Annotated in this window: 16 protein-coding genes; 9 read left to right on the top strand and 7 right to left on the bottom strand. The window is 54.1% G+C overall.

From position 1 onward, the window contains the following. Positions 1-28 precede the first annotated feature (28 nt). The 6 genes from sfmF to fimA form a co-directional block, all read right to left on the bottom strand. Positions 29-547 carry a fimbria assembly protein gene (gene sfmF / locus H650_RS19970; RefSeq protein WP_020456854.1) on the bottom strand — a complete coding sequence of 173 codons (519 nt, stop codon included), beginning with the start codon at positions 545-547 and terminating at the stop codon, positions 29-31. 9 nt (positions 548-556) lie between these two features. Then, positions 557-1561: a type 1 fimbria D-mannose specific adhesin FimH gene (fimH, locus tag H650_RS19965; RefSeq protein WP_020456853.1), complete on the bottom strand. Its 1005-nt coding sequence runs from the start codon at positions 1559-1561 to the stop codon at positions 557-559. A gap of 4 nt (positions 1562-1565) precedes the next feature. Further along, positions 1566-4151: a fimbrial biogenesis usher protein gene (locus H650_RS19960; protein ID WP_020456852.1), complete on the bottom strand. Its 2586-nt coding sequence runs from the start codon at positions 4149-4151 to the stop codon at positions 1566-1568. Positions 4152-4175: 24 nt separating this feature from the next. Beyond that, positions 4176-4868, bottom strand: coding sequence for a type 1 fimbria chaperone FimC (fimC, locus tag H650_RS19955; protein ID WP_020456851.1), 693 nt, complete (start codon positions 4866-4868; stop codon positions 4176-4178). Between the two features lie 46 nt (positions 4869-4914). Then, positions 4915-5103, bottom strand: a complete 189-nt coding sequence (locus tag H650_RS19950; protein WP_020456850.1) for a fimbrial protein — start codon at positions 5101-5103, stop codon at positions 4915-4917. Positions 5104-5172: 69 nt separating this feature from the next. Beyond that, a complete protein-coding gene (gene fimA, locus H650_RS19945) occupies positions 5173-5718 on the bottom strand; it encodes a type 1 fimbrial major subunit FimA (RefSeq protein ID WP_020456849.1) in 546 nt (181 codons plus the stop codon). A 536-nt stretch (positions 5719-6254) separates the two neighbouring features. On the opposite strand from fimA, the gene folD reads away from it, so the two are divergent. From folD to H650_RS19920, 5 genes are all read left to right on the top strand, one after another. Continuing rightward, positions 6255-7121: a bifunctional methylenetetrahydrofolate dehydrogenase/methenyltetrahydrofolate cyclohydrolase FolD gene (gene folD / locus H650_RS19940; RefSeq protein ID WP_020456848.1), complete on the top strand. Its 867-nt coding sequence runs from the start codon at positions 6255-6257 to the stop codon at positions 7119-7121. 1 nt (position 7122) lies between these two features. After that, a complete protein-coding gene (ybcJ, locus tag H650_RS19935; protein ID WP_017455715.1) occupies positions 7123-7335 on the top strand; it encodes a ribosome-associated protein YbcJ in 213 nt (70 codons plus the stop codon). A gap of 237 nt (positions 7336-7572) precedes the next feature. After that, a complete protein-coding gene (locus H650_RS19930; RefSeq protein ID WP_044489584.1) occupies positions 7573-9072 on the top strand; it encodes a PTS transporter subunit EIIC in 1500 nt (499 codons plus the stop codon). A 70-nt stretch (positions 9073-9142) separates the two neighbouring features. Next, positions 9143-10159: a Mal regulon transcriptional regulator MalI gene (malI, locus tag H650_RS19925; RefSeq protein WP_020456846.1), complete on the top strand. Its 1017-nt coding sequence runs from the start codon at positions 9143-9145 to the stop codon at positions 10157-10159. A 166-nt stretch (positions 10160-10325) separates the two neighbouring features. After that, a complete protein-coding gene (locus tag H650_RS19920) occupies positions 10326-10850 on the top strand; it encodes a metal-dependent hydrolase (RefSeq protein ID WP_044489583.1) in 525 nt (174 codons plus the stop codon). Between the two features lie 63 nt (positions 10851-10913). Here the strand turns inward: H650_RS19920 and cysS are convergent, their stop codons facing one another. Beyond that, positions 10914-12314, bottom strand: a complete 1401-nt coding sequence (gene cysS / locus H650_RS19915) for a cysteine--tRNA ligase (RefSeq protein WP_020456844.1) — start codon at positions 12312-12314, stop codon at positions 10914-10916. A 173-nt stretch (positions 12315-12487) separates the two neighbouring features. Between cysS and ppiB the strand changes: the two genes are divergently transcribed. The 4 genes from ppiB (at position 12488) to purK (ending at position 15410) form a co-directional block, all read left to right on the top strand. Beyond that, positions 12488-12982, top strand: coding sequence for a peptidylprolyl isomerase B (ppiB, locus tag H650_RS19910; RefSeq protein ID WP_020456843.1), 495 nt, complete (start codon positions 12488-12490; stop codon positions 12980-12982). Positions 12983-12985: 3 nt separating this feature from the next. Beyond that, on the top strand, positions 12986-13708 hold the full coding sequence (gene lpxH, locus H650_RS19905) for a UDP-2,3-diacylglucosamine diphosphatase (RefSeq protein WP_044489801.1): 723 nt from the start codon (positions 12986-12988) through the stop codon (positions 13706-13708). Positions 13709-13836: 128 nt separating this feature from the next. Beyond that, the gene (purE, locus tag H650_RS19900; RefSeq protein ID WP_020456841.1) at positions 13837-14346 is read left to right on the top strand and encodes a 5-(carboxyamino)imidazole ribonucleotide mutase; all 510 of its coding nucleotides are present in this window, start codon (positions 13837-13839) and stop codon (positions 14344-14346) included. Beyond that, entirely contained in the window at positions 14343-15410 is a 1068-nt protein-coding gene (purK, locus tag H650_RS19895) for a 5-(carboxyamino)imidazole ribonucleotide synthase (protein WP_020456840.1), read from the top strand. The genes purE and purK overlap by 4 nt, the downstream gene beginning before the upstream one ends. Positions 15411-15435 lie beyond the last annotated feature (25 nt).

Raw genomic sequence — 15435 nt, 5'->3', positions numbered from 1 at the left:
CCGGGCGTATGCTTTATTGAAAATAAAATTAATAGTAATTAATCGCGAAAGTGGCATCGGCATTTGCCGTACCGGGTACAGGATTATCTGCCAGCGCGATGTAATTTGCGTAGAACTGCAGCGTTGCATTGCCATTGCTGTCCACGGCTATATCCTGGCTGGCTGTCGCCAGCGCTAGCGGCGTACGATCTCTGTCGCGCAGCTCAATAGCCACTTTCTGTGCCATCACGCTATCTTTTAACGCCAGCAGTGCCGGGTTGCTGGCGGCTTTCCCCGAAAAGGTGATCGATGCGCTACCTGGCGGGCCCCCCACTAACCGCAAGCTAAAAGGTACCAGTGGCGTGGTATTACCCGCATTTTGCAGCTGTTTGGTTGGCCAACGTCCTAATTGCACCGTTTTGTCGTTGTCGGCCGTCTCGGCATAGCATGTAAAGTCCACTACCGTTGCGCGTAACTGAATGTTGATTTCTCCAAGCGGCGTATCGGCGATCGCAAACGGGCTCAGCCAGCAGCCAACGAGCATGACATGGCGTGGTTTGATAAACATCACGGCTCCTTAATCATAATCAACGCGCAAATAGCCCCGCGCCACAAAATCGCCCTCGGCGGGTTTGAAGCCTGTGACGCTGACCGGCCACGCACTGATATCAACATGCGCAGCGGCGTTGTCATCAAGCTGGAAAGGGATTTTGCTACCCAGCGTGTTGGGGGTAAGCGGATTGCCCTCACGGTCGGCCACGACAAACCCCACATCAGGGTTATCAGAAACCATTACCTGCCCACTGGCTTTTTCCGCTTCCAGACGCATCGAAAGATAGGCCTGAGCGTCAACATTGGTGCACGCTATTGCCACGGTTTTAATTTGCGGATCAACGCCGTTCGGGCGGTTCCCCGGCCCGGCCTGGCTAAAGAGCGCGGCGCCAATTTTATCAAACTCAAATTCAACGACCTGGCCTGCATTGAGTTTGCAGCTTTGCGGCACTTCCACTTTGCCGCTGTAGCTAATGGTATAGACCGGTACCGTGAGGGCATCGATGTCCGTACTGGTGACATATACCCTGAACATGGTTTGGCGCGGGATCGGCACCATATTGATAAACGGCCGCACCACTTTAAGTTTAAAGATAAGCTTCGAGTCCATTACACCAAAAGGTTTCTGATTGGGTACGTTGGGGTGTGTTCCCATGCGGATAAAATTTCTCGGCGGGAAAAAGATGCCGGCGTAATCATCGGTGATGCTCATCGCCCCTTCCAGATAATCATTTAATCTCATGTATTTGTAACCGCCATCAATGGTATGTATCGGCAAGTCAGAGACATAGCTTCGGTAGGTGTAATTCACTTTGGTGCCGGCAGGACAGATAGCCTGGACGCCAACCCAGCCGGATTTTTCCGGCAACGTCACCACCTCACCAACATGGTTATTCCCGCTGGTAAACAGGTTCGACAGGTCATAATAGATATCTGTCGGTATGCCCTTCGCGTTCACACAAATTGTGGCCTGCGTCGACGTCGCTGACAGTAACAACAAGCCGCAAAGCAGTGCATGAAATCTGTTCATAAAATCATCCTTGTTCACAACGGGCGCTTGTCATCACCACCGCCTGTTGCAGGCTGGCTTCCGGTAAGGAGTAGCGAGCAAGGCAGCGCGATTGCGTGCCGTCTCCCCACTGCACCAGCAGTTCACCCTGCAATGGCAAACCGCTTAAATACGCCTGTCCGTCCTCGCCCACCATGCTGGTCACGCCGCTGCCGGTTTCACGTACCACCGAACCAAACGGCACCGGGCGATCGCCACGCATCAGCGAAATCAGTGCGCGTACACCAATCCGGGTGTCAAAGCTGGCACGGACCAGCGCGCCCTGCGTGGGCACGACGCTACTGACGCTGTTTTGCACATCGGTGTGGTTATCCATCGTGTTGGTATCAAGCGCAATGCGGTTGTATCGATAAACGGAGGCATAAGGGACGATGGCGTAGCCTCGCCAGTCGGTTTGCACCCCGGTCTGATTTTCCACCCGCACGCCCTGCGCGCCCGGCGCTTTGATAAGTACGTTGGTATCGCCAAGCGGCTGGCCAAAAGTTACCCCGTCGACATGCGCGACCACGCCACCGCCAAGCTGCCAGTTATATTCGTGCTGGTAGGGATCGTAGTTATAACCGAGGCCGAGCGTGCCCCAGCCGGCCTGCCAGTTGGCACTGGCGCTGCCGCTGTAACCACTTGTACTGCTGTGCCCCTGGCTTACGATGTAACTAAGGTTACGCCCTTCAAGTAAAGTGCCGCCAACCCCGCTCTGCCAGCTATTTTGTCCGTTGCTGTTACGGCTAGCGTTAAGGCTGGCATACGTGTGATCCAGCGCACTTCCCCGGCTGAAGTGCTGCCCGCTCAGAGCGCTAAACGGTACGGAAAGATTCAACGCAATAATACGATCCGTATTATTGATGCCGGGTGAGCGGTTCCACGACCAGGTAAGCGAGTAGCTTATCCCCCGCCAGCCGCTGGCGTAACCAATCTGATACCAACTGCTGGGCTTAACATTGTTCCAGTAAGTTTGTTGGCTGCCGGAAATATACAACGAGCCGTAATCCCCCAGGTTTTGCGAGATATTGACCTGAAAGCGCCCTTTTCTGTTGTTGTTGAGGTTGTGATAGCTAACAAGCACCGGTTTTGGCTTCCGTCCCCCCTCACTTTCGTCCTGATCTTCATACTCATACCCCTCCATGCGGCGATAGGCGACATCACTCAGCGTGTAAAACCCACGCGTTGAGTAGCGATACCCGAGTAGCTGAAAGTTGGTGCCATATTGGTTGAGTGATTTGGCATACAAAAAGCGCAACGATTGCCCCTGATGCGTACTGCCATCCGCCAGTTCACTGCGTGCCTGGGTAAAATCGAGCGATATCGCCCCCCAGCCGCCAAGGTTTTTTCCAGCCCCCAGCACAAAGGCGTTATAACGTTTTGCCAGTTGGGTTCCGCCATAGGCGGTGTAACCGCCCGCCAGGCCGCCGATCACGCTCCCCTGAACAAAAGAAGGGGAAGATTGTTGATCGTTGCCGCTGCGAAAATTCCCGGCCACGAGGTCATATTTAAAGCGTCCTTCACGTTGCAGGATCGGCACCGTCGAATACGGCACCGTATAACGTTGTTGACGGCCATCTTTCTCATCGACGGTAACGTCCAGATCGCCGCTGGATGAGGTAGGGTTCAGATCAGAAATCACAAAAGCACCCGCCGAGACATAACTCTGATAAATGACATAGCCGTTCTGGCGGATGGTTAATTTGGCAGGCGTGCGCGCAATGCCGCGTACGGTTGGTGCGTAACCCTGCAGGCTATCGGGAAACATATTATCGGAAGAGTAAAGGCGCACCCCGCGAAAACCGAGGCTATCAAACACGTCGCTGCCGGTATTACTGTCGCCCATCACCAGCTCGCTTTTCAGCGGGATAAGGGAACGTTGCAACCAGCTTCCGATGGTCTTCCAGCTGCGGGTGTGTTCCGCTCCACTGCTGCTGTAGCGCCAGGCACCATTATTACGCAACCGCCATGGGCCATAATTCAGCCCGCTTTGTAAGCTCAGAAAACCGTTATTGCTGCCGGTGCTGTGGCTCCCTGTAAAGCTATAGTTAAGCAACCCGGCGGTAATGCCTTCGTCCCACTCCTCGGCAGGAATGTAACCGCGCGCGCTGTTCAGCATCGAAGCCTGGGGTAACCCAATATTCAGCCGCATTGCTGAGAAATCAAAAACAGCTTCAGCCCCCGGTATAGCGGTCGTGATATCGATACAGGCGTCACCTTTGTCGGTGAGCAGCGCCGGAAAAGCGCGAATATTAACGCCCAACCGCTTGAGCAAATCGAGAGTGAAGCATGGCATCAGACCACCGGAAGCGGGCGTCGCCCCGTGACGGGCAATATCAAAACGCAGATCCTGGGTGGCGATAAATTCACCGTCGCGCCAGATATCCACCCGATAAACGCCCGGCGGCTGGTTACCTTTTTCAAAGCGTGATAAATCGGCAACGGCAGCGGCATCCTCTGATAAAAACGCCGGGTTGAAGTAGTTCTCAGCGCGGCTCATCGCCGGGTGCAACACCGCCAGCAGCGACAACGCCAGCCGTGAGTAAGCTGAAGGAGACGTACGCTTATTCATAGACATCCCTGTCATTTGTCTCTGTTATGGCAGACCAACGGTTTTCACCGGCGTCAGCGCGCCGTAATCATTCACCGTCTGGAAAGTCACTCCGCCCTGAGCATCAGGCGGAATAAGCAACTGAGCGCGGCCTTTAGGCGCAACCATGACATTGTCGAGCTTCTGTTTGCCCATATGAACATTCACCAGAGTGATGTAATACGCTGAGGGATTAGTGATGTTCAGGTGTTTATCGAGACGCGAAAACTGCAGTTTCGCAGACGCATCCTCTGTTAACCCCGATAGACTTTTCGGGCGAACAAATAGCTTAATGCGAGAGAGAACAGCCAATTGCAGCACATTTTTGTCTGTGGCGTTCTCTTTATTCATCGATGGAATCGCTTTTACGCTCAACCAGAACAGAGATTCGCGGTCGTCGGGTAACGGTTGCCCGGCGTAGATAATACGCAGCGTGTTTTCACTTTCCGGCTCGCTAACAAACAGCGGCGGGGTCACGACAAACGTTTTTTCTTTTTCTCCACGACTATTTTCCACCCATGAATTCACCAGAAAACGTGCTTTTCCATCGCTATTAGAAATAGAAAGCGAGGTCTGCTTATCCCCGGCAGGATAAATAACCCGGGTTGCGCCAAGTGCTATTCCCCCAGCGGCGTTTACTGGCAGCGCGATAGATAATAAAAGACTGATAATCCAACCTGATTTTAAAAAAATGTTCATAGCGCAAATAACTCTTCAGAATATTATGCGGGCCATAAGAAATATGTCAGGGGTAGACCAGCGGAAACCAGACAACAGAATGTAAACGTCGTGTCGTAATACGCTCTGTAATCGCGCGGTAGCGTGCATAAAAATGGATTGCCGCTTCATTAGCGATCGTGGGGAAATAAGAGAGCGGCATGCTGTGTCGCTGCTTTTGATCAAACAGCGCCAGCGTGAGACCTGTCCTCATCATGAATAATTTCCCGCATTACATTGTCAAGCGCCTCGTCCCTGAGGCCATGTCATCCCTGGAAGTAATGGGTTATTCGTATTTCATGATGAACGTCGCATCCGCATTTGCCTGCCCTGGTGTCGCGGTCGCGCTGGTGGCTTTGTAACGTGCGGAGAAGTGTAATGTGTTGGTGCCTTCAAGCAGCGCCTGAGCGGTGGAGAAGCTTGCGCCGTCCGGGCTCAGTGTTTTCGAGGCATTATCAAGAATTTCGATCCCCACCCCGCTTGCCGTTGCACTGTTGTCACTGGAGGTGACCGCCAGTAGCGTATTATCGGCGGCATCGGCCTGGCCCGAGAACGCGACAGAAGCCGTCGGGAAGATGGCAGGATCGCAGTCATTAAGCACAATGTTGAACGGTACAGAGCCGCTGGTTGCCCCTACATCCGGGAATGAAGCGGTGCGATATTGCCCCAGCGTCACTGTCTGGTCGGCGGAAGCAGTGCTGACCGCGCAAGCTGCGTTCACCAGTTCCCCGTCAAAATGTATATTACCGCCGCTTACGGTGTCTGCTTGTACGGCACCTGCCATCAGCATCAATCCAGCAGCAACAGAACTAGCCATTAATTTCATTTTCATAATGTTCTCCTTGAAATAAAAAGTTGCGATTCCGACATCCTGCCGAAAACCGTTTGAGACTTGAATACGCTAAATACCAGATGAAAGAATCTTTTCCTGTGAAGATATAACGCATCGGGAACAACTTATTCGCTTCCCATTTCTTCCCTGGGAAAACACCCAATATTTTTCTCTGTGGACATAACAACTAGCCACAGCACGACAGTAGTGATTTCGTAAAAGTTAAAATATTCGCCATTACTGTCATTACACCAGGTCTGTTCTTATTCGGGCTTAAGAAAAGGCCTGGCTTTTATTTATTAAAGGGATAAGAAATAGCCGTAAACGCCTGTAACAGTGGCTTAATAGCGGACTTTCTTAAGGGTGATGAATTGTTGAAATTTGGTTAACAACCAGCAACGGCGAAGCCCTTGATCTGCTGAGATTTCAGGCGCAGCGGCGGCGAAATCCGCAAACGGTGACTGACAGCGCGCCGCGCTTCTGACAAAATAGCCGCCATCCCCTTAGTTGATATGACAGATGGAATCCTCTCTCTGATGGCAGCAAAGATTATTGATGGTAAAACGATTGCGCAGCAGGTGCGCTCTGAGGTTGCTGAAAAAGTTCGGGCGCGCGTCGCGGCAGGATTTCGCGCTCCGGGCCTGGCGGTCGTACTGGTTGGCAGCAACCCGGCATCACAAATTTATGTCGGCAGCAAGCGCAAAGCCTGTGAGGAAGTGGGTTTCATCTCCCGCTCTTACGATCTCCCGGAAACCACCAGCGAAGCGGAACTGCTGGCGCTTATCGACAAGCTGAACGCCGATACCGCCATTGACGGTATTCTGGTGCAGTTGCCGCTGCCTGCGGGCATCGACAATGTGAAAGTGCTGGAACGCATCGCGCCGGACAAAGACGTAGATGGTTTCCACCCGTATAACGTAGGCCGCCTTTGCCAGCGTGCGCCGCGTCTGCGCCCGTGCACGCCACGCGGTATTGTCACGCTGCTGGAGCGTTACAACATTGACACCTTCGGCCTCAACGCCGTGGTGATTGGCGCGTCCAATATCGTTGGCCGTCCGATGAGCATGGAACTGCTGCTGGCCGGTTGCACCACCACCGTGACGCACCGCTTCACTAAAAACCTGCGCCAGCACGTTGAAAACGCCGACCTGCTGATTGTCGCCGTGGGTAAACCGGGCTTTATTCCCGGCGAGTGGATCAAAGAAGGCGCGATTGTGATTGATGTCGGTATTAACCGTCTGGAAAACGGCAAAGTCGTAGGCGATGTGATTTATGAAGAAGCCGCCGCGCGAGCAGCGTATATTACGCCGGTACCGGGTGGCGTTGGCCCAATGACGGTCGCCACCCTGATCCAGAACACGCTGCAGGCGTGTGAAGAATACCATGATGTAAAAGGCGTTTAAGATGGCAACATTTTCTCTCGGTAAACATCCGCACGTTGAGCTGTGCGATCTGCTGAAACTCGAAGGCTGGAGCGAAAGCGGCGCGCAGGCGAAAATCGCCATTGCCGATGGCTTTGTCAAAGTGGATGGCGCGGTTGAAACACGCAAACGCTGCAAAATCGTCGCCGGTCAAACGGTGAGTTTTGAAGGCCAAAGCGTTACTGTCACCGCGTAATCACGCGTAGCACGCCGGGTGTCGCATCACCGCAGCCCGGCACCTTCTTTCTCCTTCCCCCTGCCATCATCACGGTTAATTACCGATCAACCTCAAAGAATCATTAATTCATCTGGCTAAATGTGAAAATTTAGTTGCAGCCCGTTACGACTTATCCCACGATGAGTAGAACGTTCTACTAAAACGTTCTACTAACAATAACGGCGCCAAAAGAGCGCTACTTCGGGGGAAATCAGCATGAGTCTGATATCAGGGTTTGTTAAATCATTGTCTAAATTGTCGATGATTGGCCGCGCGTTAATGTTGCCAATCTCGTTGCTGCCAGCCGCAGGCCTGTTACTTGCTTTCGGCGATAAATTTCACCTGCCGCTGATGATGAACGCAGGTGGCGTTATCTTCGATAACCTGCCGATGTTGTTCGCCATCGGTTCGGCGGTTGGTCTCGCTTCAGAATCGGGTATTGCGGCGCTTTCAGCCGCGGTATCGGTGTTCATTACCAATATCACTATCGGCACCATGTTAGGTATCACGCCGGAAATGGCCTCGCAGGGCGGAAAATATGCCATGGTGGTCGGCATTCCTACCCTGCAAATGGGCGTTTTTGGCGGGCTGATCTGCGGTATTCTTGCCGCCTGGTGTTATAACCGCTTCCACACCATGCAGTTACCGGAGTTCCTCGGCTTCTTCTCTGGTAAGCGTTTTGTTGCCATCGCTACCGCATTCTTATCCTTTGTGCTCGGCCTGCTGCTGCCCTATGTCTGGCAACATATTCAGGCGGGCATCGATGCGCTTTCCGTTATCGTCAACGGCGATAATCAGGCCGCGTCGACGTTTATTTTCGGTTTAGTGGAACGCGCGCTGATCCCACTCGGTCTGCACCATATCTGGTATCCGTCGTTCTGGTATTCGTTTGGCGATTACACCACGCAGGCCGGCCAGGTGATCCATGGCGATCAGACTATCTGGTTCAAGATGCTGGAAGAAGGCGTGAAATCCTTTAGCAGTGATACCTACCAGAACGCCGGTAAGTTTATGCAGGGTGAGTTCCCGCTGATGCTGTTTGCGCTGCCTGCGGCCTGCCTTGCGATGTACCACGAAGCGCACACCCGCAATAAGAAGATCGCGTTCGGTATTCTCTTCTCTGCGGCGTTGACCTGCTTCCTGACCGGCATTACCGAGCCGGTTGAATTCACCTTTATCTTCGTCGCGCCCATTCTTTACGTCTTTAACGCCATTATGGCCGGTCTGGCGTATATGACGATGTACCTGCTGCACGCGCACATCGCGAAATCCTTCTCTGCCGGATTTATCGACTACTTGTCGTTCGGCATCCTGCCGTCGTTTAACGGTTATCAGACCAACTTCCTTAACGCGGTGATCGTTGGCATCCCGATGGCGCTGATTTATTACTTCACCTTCCGTTTTGTGATCCGTCGCTTCGACGTGAAAACGCCGGGACGCACGGAAGTTACCGCTGTGGCAGATGATAAAACTGACAGCGAACTGGCAACCGAGATCATCGCCATGCTGGGTGGTGCGCAAAATATCGACTCCGTCGGTTCCTGTATCACCCGTTTGCGCCTGGAAGTGGCGAAAAGTGAAATGGTGGATAAAGATGGCCTTAATGGCCTGGGCGCGCGCGGCGTAGTATTTGTCGGTGATAGCGGTATTCAGGTTATTTTCGGTGCGAGGGCGCAATTTATCGCCCAGACCATGTCCACAATGATCGGCAAATAATAAGATACCGGGTTGGCGCGTCCAGTACGCGCCATATCAGGTGGAAAACCGGGAAAATCAGGGAGCGAGTTTGAAGAAAGTCAGCATCATTGATGTCGCTAAACAGGCGGGCGTTTCCGTTTCCACCGTCTCGCTGGTGCTGCGCCAGAAAGGGAAAATATCACAAGCGACGATCGCTAAAGTCCATGCCGCTATCGATGCGCTTGGCTATGTTCACAATGTTGCTGCCGCGAATCTGCGTGCCAATACCTCCAACCTGATTGGGCTTATCCTGCGCGATTTCAGCGACAGCTTCTCGATAAAAGTGATGGCCAGCATCGTGCAGGAGCTGGAAAAACAGGGTTACATGGTTTTTCTCGGTCAGCCGCTCAACGATGGCGATCACCTGGAACGCTGCCTGCTGTCTTTCAAACAACAAGGGGTTGCCGGGGTGATTTATCTCGCCTCAGATACGCGCAGCTCAACGCTTCCCGCCCAAATTCGCGACTGCCCGCTGCCGCTGGTGGTGGTGTCACAGTCGCTGCTCAATGAAGCGTGCAACCTGGTCATGCGCGATAACCGTCAGGCCGCCAGCCTGGCGACACGCTATCTCATCGAACGCGGGCACCGCAACATTGCCTATATTGGCGGCATTGAAGGCGATTTAATGCGCCAGCAACGTCTGCTGGGGTTTCGCACCACAATGACGCAGAACGGGCTGGTAGTACGCGAAGAAGCCACTCCGGCCTGCAGCGACGATACCCGCGCGGCAAGCTACGCTGTCCGCCAGTTACTGGAAAAAAATAGCACTATTACCGCCCTGCTCTGCCACTCGCCAGATGCCATGATTGGCTCCATCGCCGGGATCCACCAAACCGGGCATACGGTGGGCAAAGATGTGTTCCTCTCTCAGCAAGTGGCGCTCGTCGGCTTTGAAGATATGCTGCATGTCAATCTCACCTCACCTTCCTTTACCTATGTTTCGTCCGCCAGTGAAGAGACCGGACGCCAGGCGGCGGGGTTGATCATTCGCAAGCTGAAAGAGCCCGAGTTGCAAACGCAACGCATCACGCTTTCCGGCCAGCTGATTGCCCGCGAGTCTGCGTAATCCGAACACATCGGACAGACAGCGGCGTCCTCGCGAGCGGTAACCTCACGTCGGCTTAAAACCAGCCAGCCCGGTTCTGTTCTGATGAGAAAAGATTCAGAAAACCCCGCAGTTTACCCGCCTGGCGCTTCGGCTATAATTTCGTTTTTCTTCAGAGACCTGCGTTATGCCAACGATTGTTACACATGCTGCTGTCCCGCTTTGTCTGGGGTTGGGGCTTGGCAATAAAGTGATCCCTCGCGGCTTACTGCTGGCGGGGATAGGGCTTGCTATGTTGCCCGATGCCGACGTGCTGGCGTTTAAATTCGGTGTCGCTTACGGCAATGTTTTCGGCCACCGCGGGTTTACCCACTCGTTGCTGTTTGCTTTTGTGGTGCCGCTATTGGTGACCTGGCTTGGGCGAAAATACTTCAAAGCGAGTCTGGCGCGCTGCTGGGCGTTTCTCACCGTGTCGCTGCTGTCGCACAGCCTGCTGGATTCCATCACTACCGGTGGGAAAGGCGTCGGCTGGCTGTGGCCGTGGTCGGATGAACGGTTCTTCGCGCCGTGGCAGGTGATCAAAGTCGCGCCGTTTGCGCTGTCGCGCTATAACACGCCGTATGGTCACCAGGTGATCATTTCGGAGTTGCTGTGGGTGTGGCTACCGGGTGTGATTCTGGTGCTGCTGTTATGGAAAATGCGGCGGGGATAAATATCAACCACCGCCAGTGGTTTTGAAGAGACAACAAAAAAGCGGCCGAAGCCGCTTTTTTTCTTACTTACGACGCCAGGTCGTGCCCTGCGGGCCATCTTCCAGCACGATACCCATCTCGTTCAGACGGTCACGCGCGGCATCGGCTGCCGCCCAGTCTTTCGCTTTACGCGCATCGAGGCGCTGCTGGATAAGCTTTTCGATCTCAGCCACTTCGCTGTCATCCGCCTGCGCGCCGCTTTGCAGGAAGAGATCCGGATCCTGCTCCAGCAGACCCAAAACGCCCGCCAGTTCACGCAGCTTTTTCGCCGCCGCATTTGCGCCCAGCGCATCCCCGTCATGCTTCAGCGTATTCACTTCGCGCGCGAGGTCAAACAGCACAGAATAGGCTTCCGGGGTGTTGAAGTCGTCATCCATGGCGTCGCAGAAGCGTTTCTGGAACAATTCACCGTTCTCAAAATAACGATGTTCGGCGTTATTGCTATCCGTACCACGCAGCGCGTTGTACAGACGCTCCAGCGCAGAACGCGCCTGTTTCAGGTTCTCTTCGCTGTAGTTCAACTGGCTGCGATAGTGACCGGACATCAGGAAGTAGCGCACGGTTTCCGCGTCGTAATACTTCAGCACGTCACGCACGGTAAAGAAGTTGCCGAGCGATTTTGACATCTTCTCGCGATCAACCATCACCATGCCGGAGTGCATCCAGTAATTTACGTACTCGCCGTCATGCGCACAGGTTGACTGGGCGATTTCGTTTTCGTGGTGCGGGAACATCAGATCGGAACCGCCACCGTGGATATCGAAATGCGAACCCAGCTGTTTGCAGTTCATCGCCGAACACTCAATGTGCCAGCCGGGACGCCCTTCGCCCCACGGCGATGGCCAGCTCGGCTCGCCAGGCTTGGACATTTTCCACAGCACGAAGTCCATCGGGTTGCGTTTTACTTCCGCGACTTCGACGCGTGCCCCCGCCTGCAACTGATCCAGATCCTGACGCGAAAGCTGACCATAAGTCGGATCCGTCGGCACCGAGAACATCACATCGCCGTTTTCAGCCACGTACGCATGTTCGCGATCCAGCAGGCGCTGTGTAATTTCAATAATTTCTGCAATATGGTGCGTTGCGCGCGGTTCGCTATCCGGGCGCAGGATATTGAGCGCGTCAAAATCCTTATGCATCTCAACGATCATCCGGTCGACCAGCGCGACAAAACTTTCGCCATTCTCATTAGCGCGCTTAATGATTTTGTCGTCAATATCGGTAATATTGCGGACATATTTCAGCTTATAGCCGAGAAAACGCAAATAGCGGGATACCACGTCAAAAGCGACAAAGGTACGGCCGTGACCGATATGACAGAGATCGTAAACGGTAATACCACACACGTACATGCCGACTTCCCCGGCATGGATAGGTTTGAATTCCTCTTTTTGGCGCGTCAGTGTATTAAAGATTTTTAACATCGAAGATTCCATGTGGACGTGTGTGGAACGAAAACCGCATATATTACCCGTAATTCAAACCCGAAGCAGCACACTTTGCAAGGTGATCCAGCCTCGCGGTTATGCTATAACAAGCGACTATCTCTGACCCACTGGCGGGTCTACGCACTACACTATCAGAACAGGATGCAATAATGGTTACTTTCCACACTAATCACGGCGACATCGTAATCAAAACCTTTGATGACAAAGCGCCTGAAACAGTTAAAAACTTCCTGGACTACTGCCGTGAAGGTTTCTACAACAACACGATTTTCCACCGTGTTATCAATGGCTTTATGATTCAGGGCGGCGGTTTCGAACCGGGCATGAACCAGAAAGTCACCAAAGACCCAATCAAAAACGAAGCCAACAACGGTCTGAAAAACACCCGTGGTACGCTGGCAATGGCGCGTACTCAGGCTCCGCACTCCGCTACCGCACAGTTCTTCATCAACGTGGCTGATAACGACTTCCTGAACTTCAGCGGCGAAAGCATGCAGGGCTGGGGCTACTGCGTGTTTGCCGAAGTAGTTGAAGGCATGGACGTTGTTGACAAGATCAAAGGCGTTTCCACCGGCCGCAGCGGCATGCACCAGGACGTGCCGAAAGAAGATGTGGTGATTGAAAGCGTGGACGTCAGCGAGTAATTGGTGGCGACACTCTTTATCGCAGATTTGCATCTGCAAACAGAAGAACCGGCGATCACCGCCGGTTTTCTGCGTTTTCTGGCCGGTACAGCGCGTGAAGCCGATGCGCTCTACATTTTGGGCGATTTGTTTGAAGCGTGGATCGGCGACGACGATCCGAACCCGCTACATCAGCAAATAGCCCAGGCGATCAAAGCCGTTGTCGATAGCGGTGTCCCCTGCTATTTCATTCACGGCAACCGTGATTTCCTGCTTGGTCAACGCTTCGCGCAAGCCTGCGGTATGCAGTTGTTACCTCAGGAACAGGTGCTCAATTTGTATGGCCGTAGCGTGCTGATTATGCATGGCGATACGCTCTGCACCGATGATGCCGGTTATCAGGCCTTTCGCGCCAAAGTGCACCAGCCCTGGCTGCAAAAGCTGTTCCTCACCCTGCCGCTGTTTATTCGCCGACGTATCGCCGCGAAAATGCGCGCCGGCAGTAAAGCCGCCAACAGCAGCAAGTCGCTTTCGATTATGGATGTAAACCAGCACGCCGTGGTGGAAGCCATGGAAAAACACCAGGTGCAGTGGTTGATCCACGGTCATACCCATCGCCCAGCAGTGCATGAACTCACCGCAAATAACGCGCCCGCTTTCCGTGCCGTTTTGGGCGCATGGCACAGCGAAGGTTCGATGGTGCGCGTCAGCGAAAGCGATGTCGAACTGATTCATTTCCCTTTCTGAATACGCTTGTGATTACGCGTCAAACGCGCGAAACATCGCTACGCAACCGTTTTCCTTGCCCGTTTTACATGCTATTCTCTGTGCCCTCTTATGTAGTCTGAAGCACACCCACAGGAGTTTTGAGACGTATGTCTTCAAGCAACCAACCGGCGCGCATCGCCATTGTTATGGGCTCGAAAAGCGACTGGGCCACCATGCAATTCGCCGCAGAAATCCTCGATACCCTGAACGTTCCGCACCATGTTGAAATCGTCTCCGCACACCGCACCCCGGATAAACTGTTTAGCTTCGCCGAAAGTGCGGAACAAAACGGTTACCAGGTGATTATTGCCGGTGCCGGCGGCGCGGCGCATCTGCCGGGCATGATCGCGGCGAAAACACTGGTGCCGGTACTGGGTGTGCCGGTACAAAGCGCGGCGTTAAGCGGTGTGGACAGCCTTTACTCTATTGTGCAGATGCCGCGCGGCATTCCGGTGGGAACGCTGGCAATTGGCAAAGCCGGTGCGGCCAACGCCGCGCTGCTGGCCGCACAGATCCTGGCGCAGCATGACGCGCAACTGCACCAGCGTCTGGCGGACTGGCGCAAATCTCAGACCGATGAGGTGCTGGATAATCCGGATCCGAGAGGCGCGGCATGAAACAGGTTTGCGTATTAGGCAACGGCCAGCTTGGCCGGATGTTGCGCCAGGCCGGTGAACCGCTCAGCATCGCGGTCTGGCCGGTTGGGCTGGATGACGCGCCGGAAGCGGTGCCGTTTCAACAGAGTGTTATCACCGCCGAAATTGAGCGTTGGCCGGAAACAGCGTTAACGCGCGAGCTGGCGCGCCATCCGGCGTTTGTTAACCGTGATGTGTTCCCGATCATTGCCGATCGCCTGACGCAAAAACAGTTATTCGACAAACTCGAACTGGCTACGGCACCGTGGCAGCTGCTGGCGAATAAAAGCGAATGGCCCGCCGTGTTTTCCCGCCTGGGCGAGCTGGCGATTGTTAAGCGCCGCGTGGGGGGCTATGACGGTCGTGGGCAGTGGCGTTTACGCACAGGCGAAACGGATCAGTTGCCGGACGACTGCTACGGTGAGTGCATTGTCGAACAGGGCATCAATTTTTCCGGTGAAGTATCGCTGGTCGGCGCGCGTGCGCGTGATGGCAGTACCGTTTTCTACCCGTTGACGCATAACCTGCATCAGGATGGCATTTTGCGTACCAGCGTGGTTTTCCCGCAGGCTAACGCCGCTCAGCAACAGCAGGCGGAAAACATGCTTTCTGCCATCATGCATGAGCTGAACTACGTCGGCGTGATGGCGATGGAGTGCTTTGTCACACCGGGTGGGTTGCTGATTAACGAGCTGGCGCCGCGCGTGCACAACAGCGGCCACTGGACGCAGAACGGTGCTTCTATCAGCCAGTTTGAACTGCATCTGCGCGCGGTGGTGGATCTGCCGTTACCGCCGCCGGTGGTCAACAGCCCGTCGGTGATGATCAACCTGATAGGCAGCGATCTGAATTACGACTGGTTGAAACTGCCGCTGGTGCATTTGCACTGGTACGACAAAGAGGTGCGTCCGGGGCGCAAAGTGGGTCATTTGAACCTGAACGATGATGACATGGCGCGTCTGAGTGCCACGCTGGAAGCGCTGGTGCCACTCCTGCCGCCCGAGTACGCAAGCGGCATTGCCTGGGCACAGTCAAAACTGCAGTAATCTCCCGCCGGGGAATTGATCTCCC

The organism is Enterobacter sp. R4-368, assembly GCF_000410515.1.
Classification (GTDB): domain Bacteria; phylum Pseudomonadota; class Gammaproteobacteria; order Enterobacterales; family Enterobacteriaceae; genus Kosakonia.
This window is presented reverse-complemented; position numbering and strand designations above follow the sequence as displayed.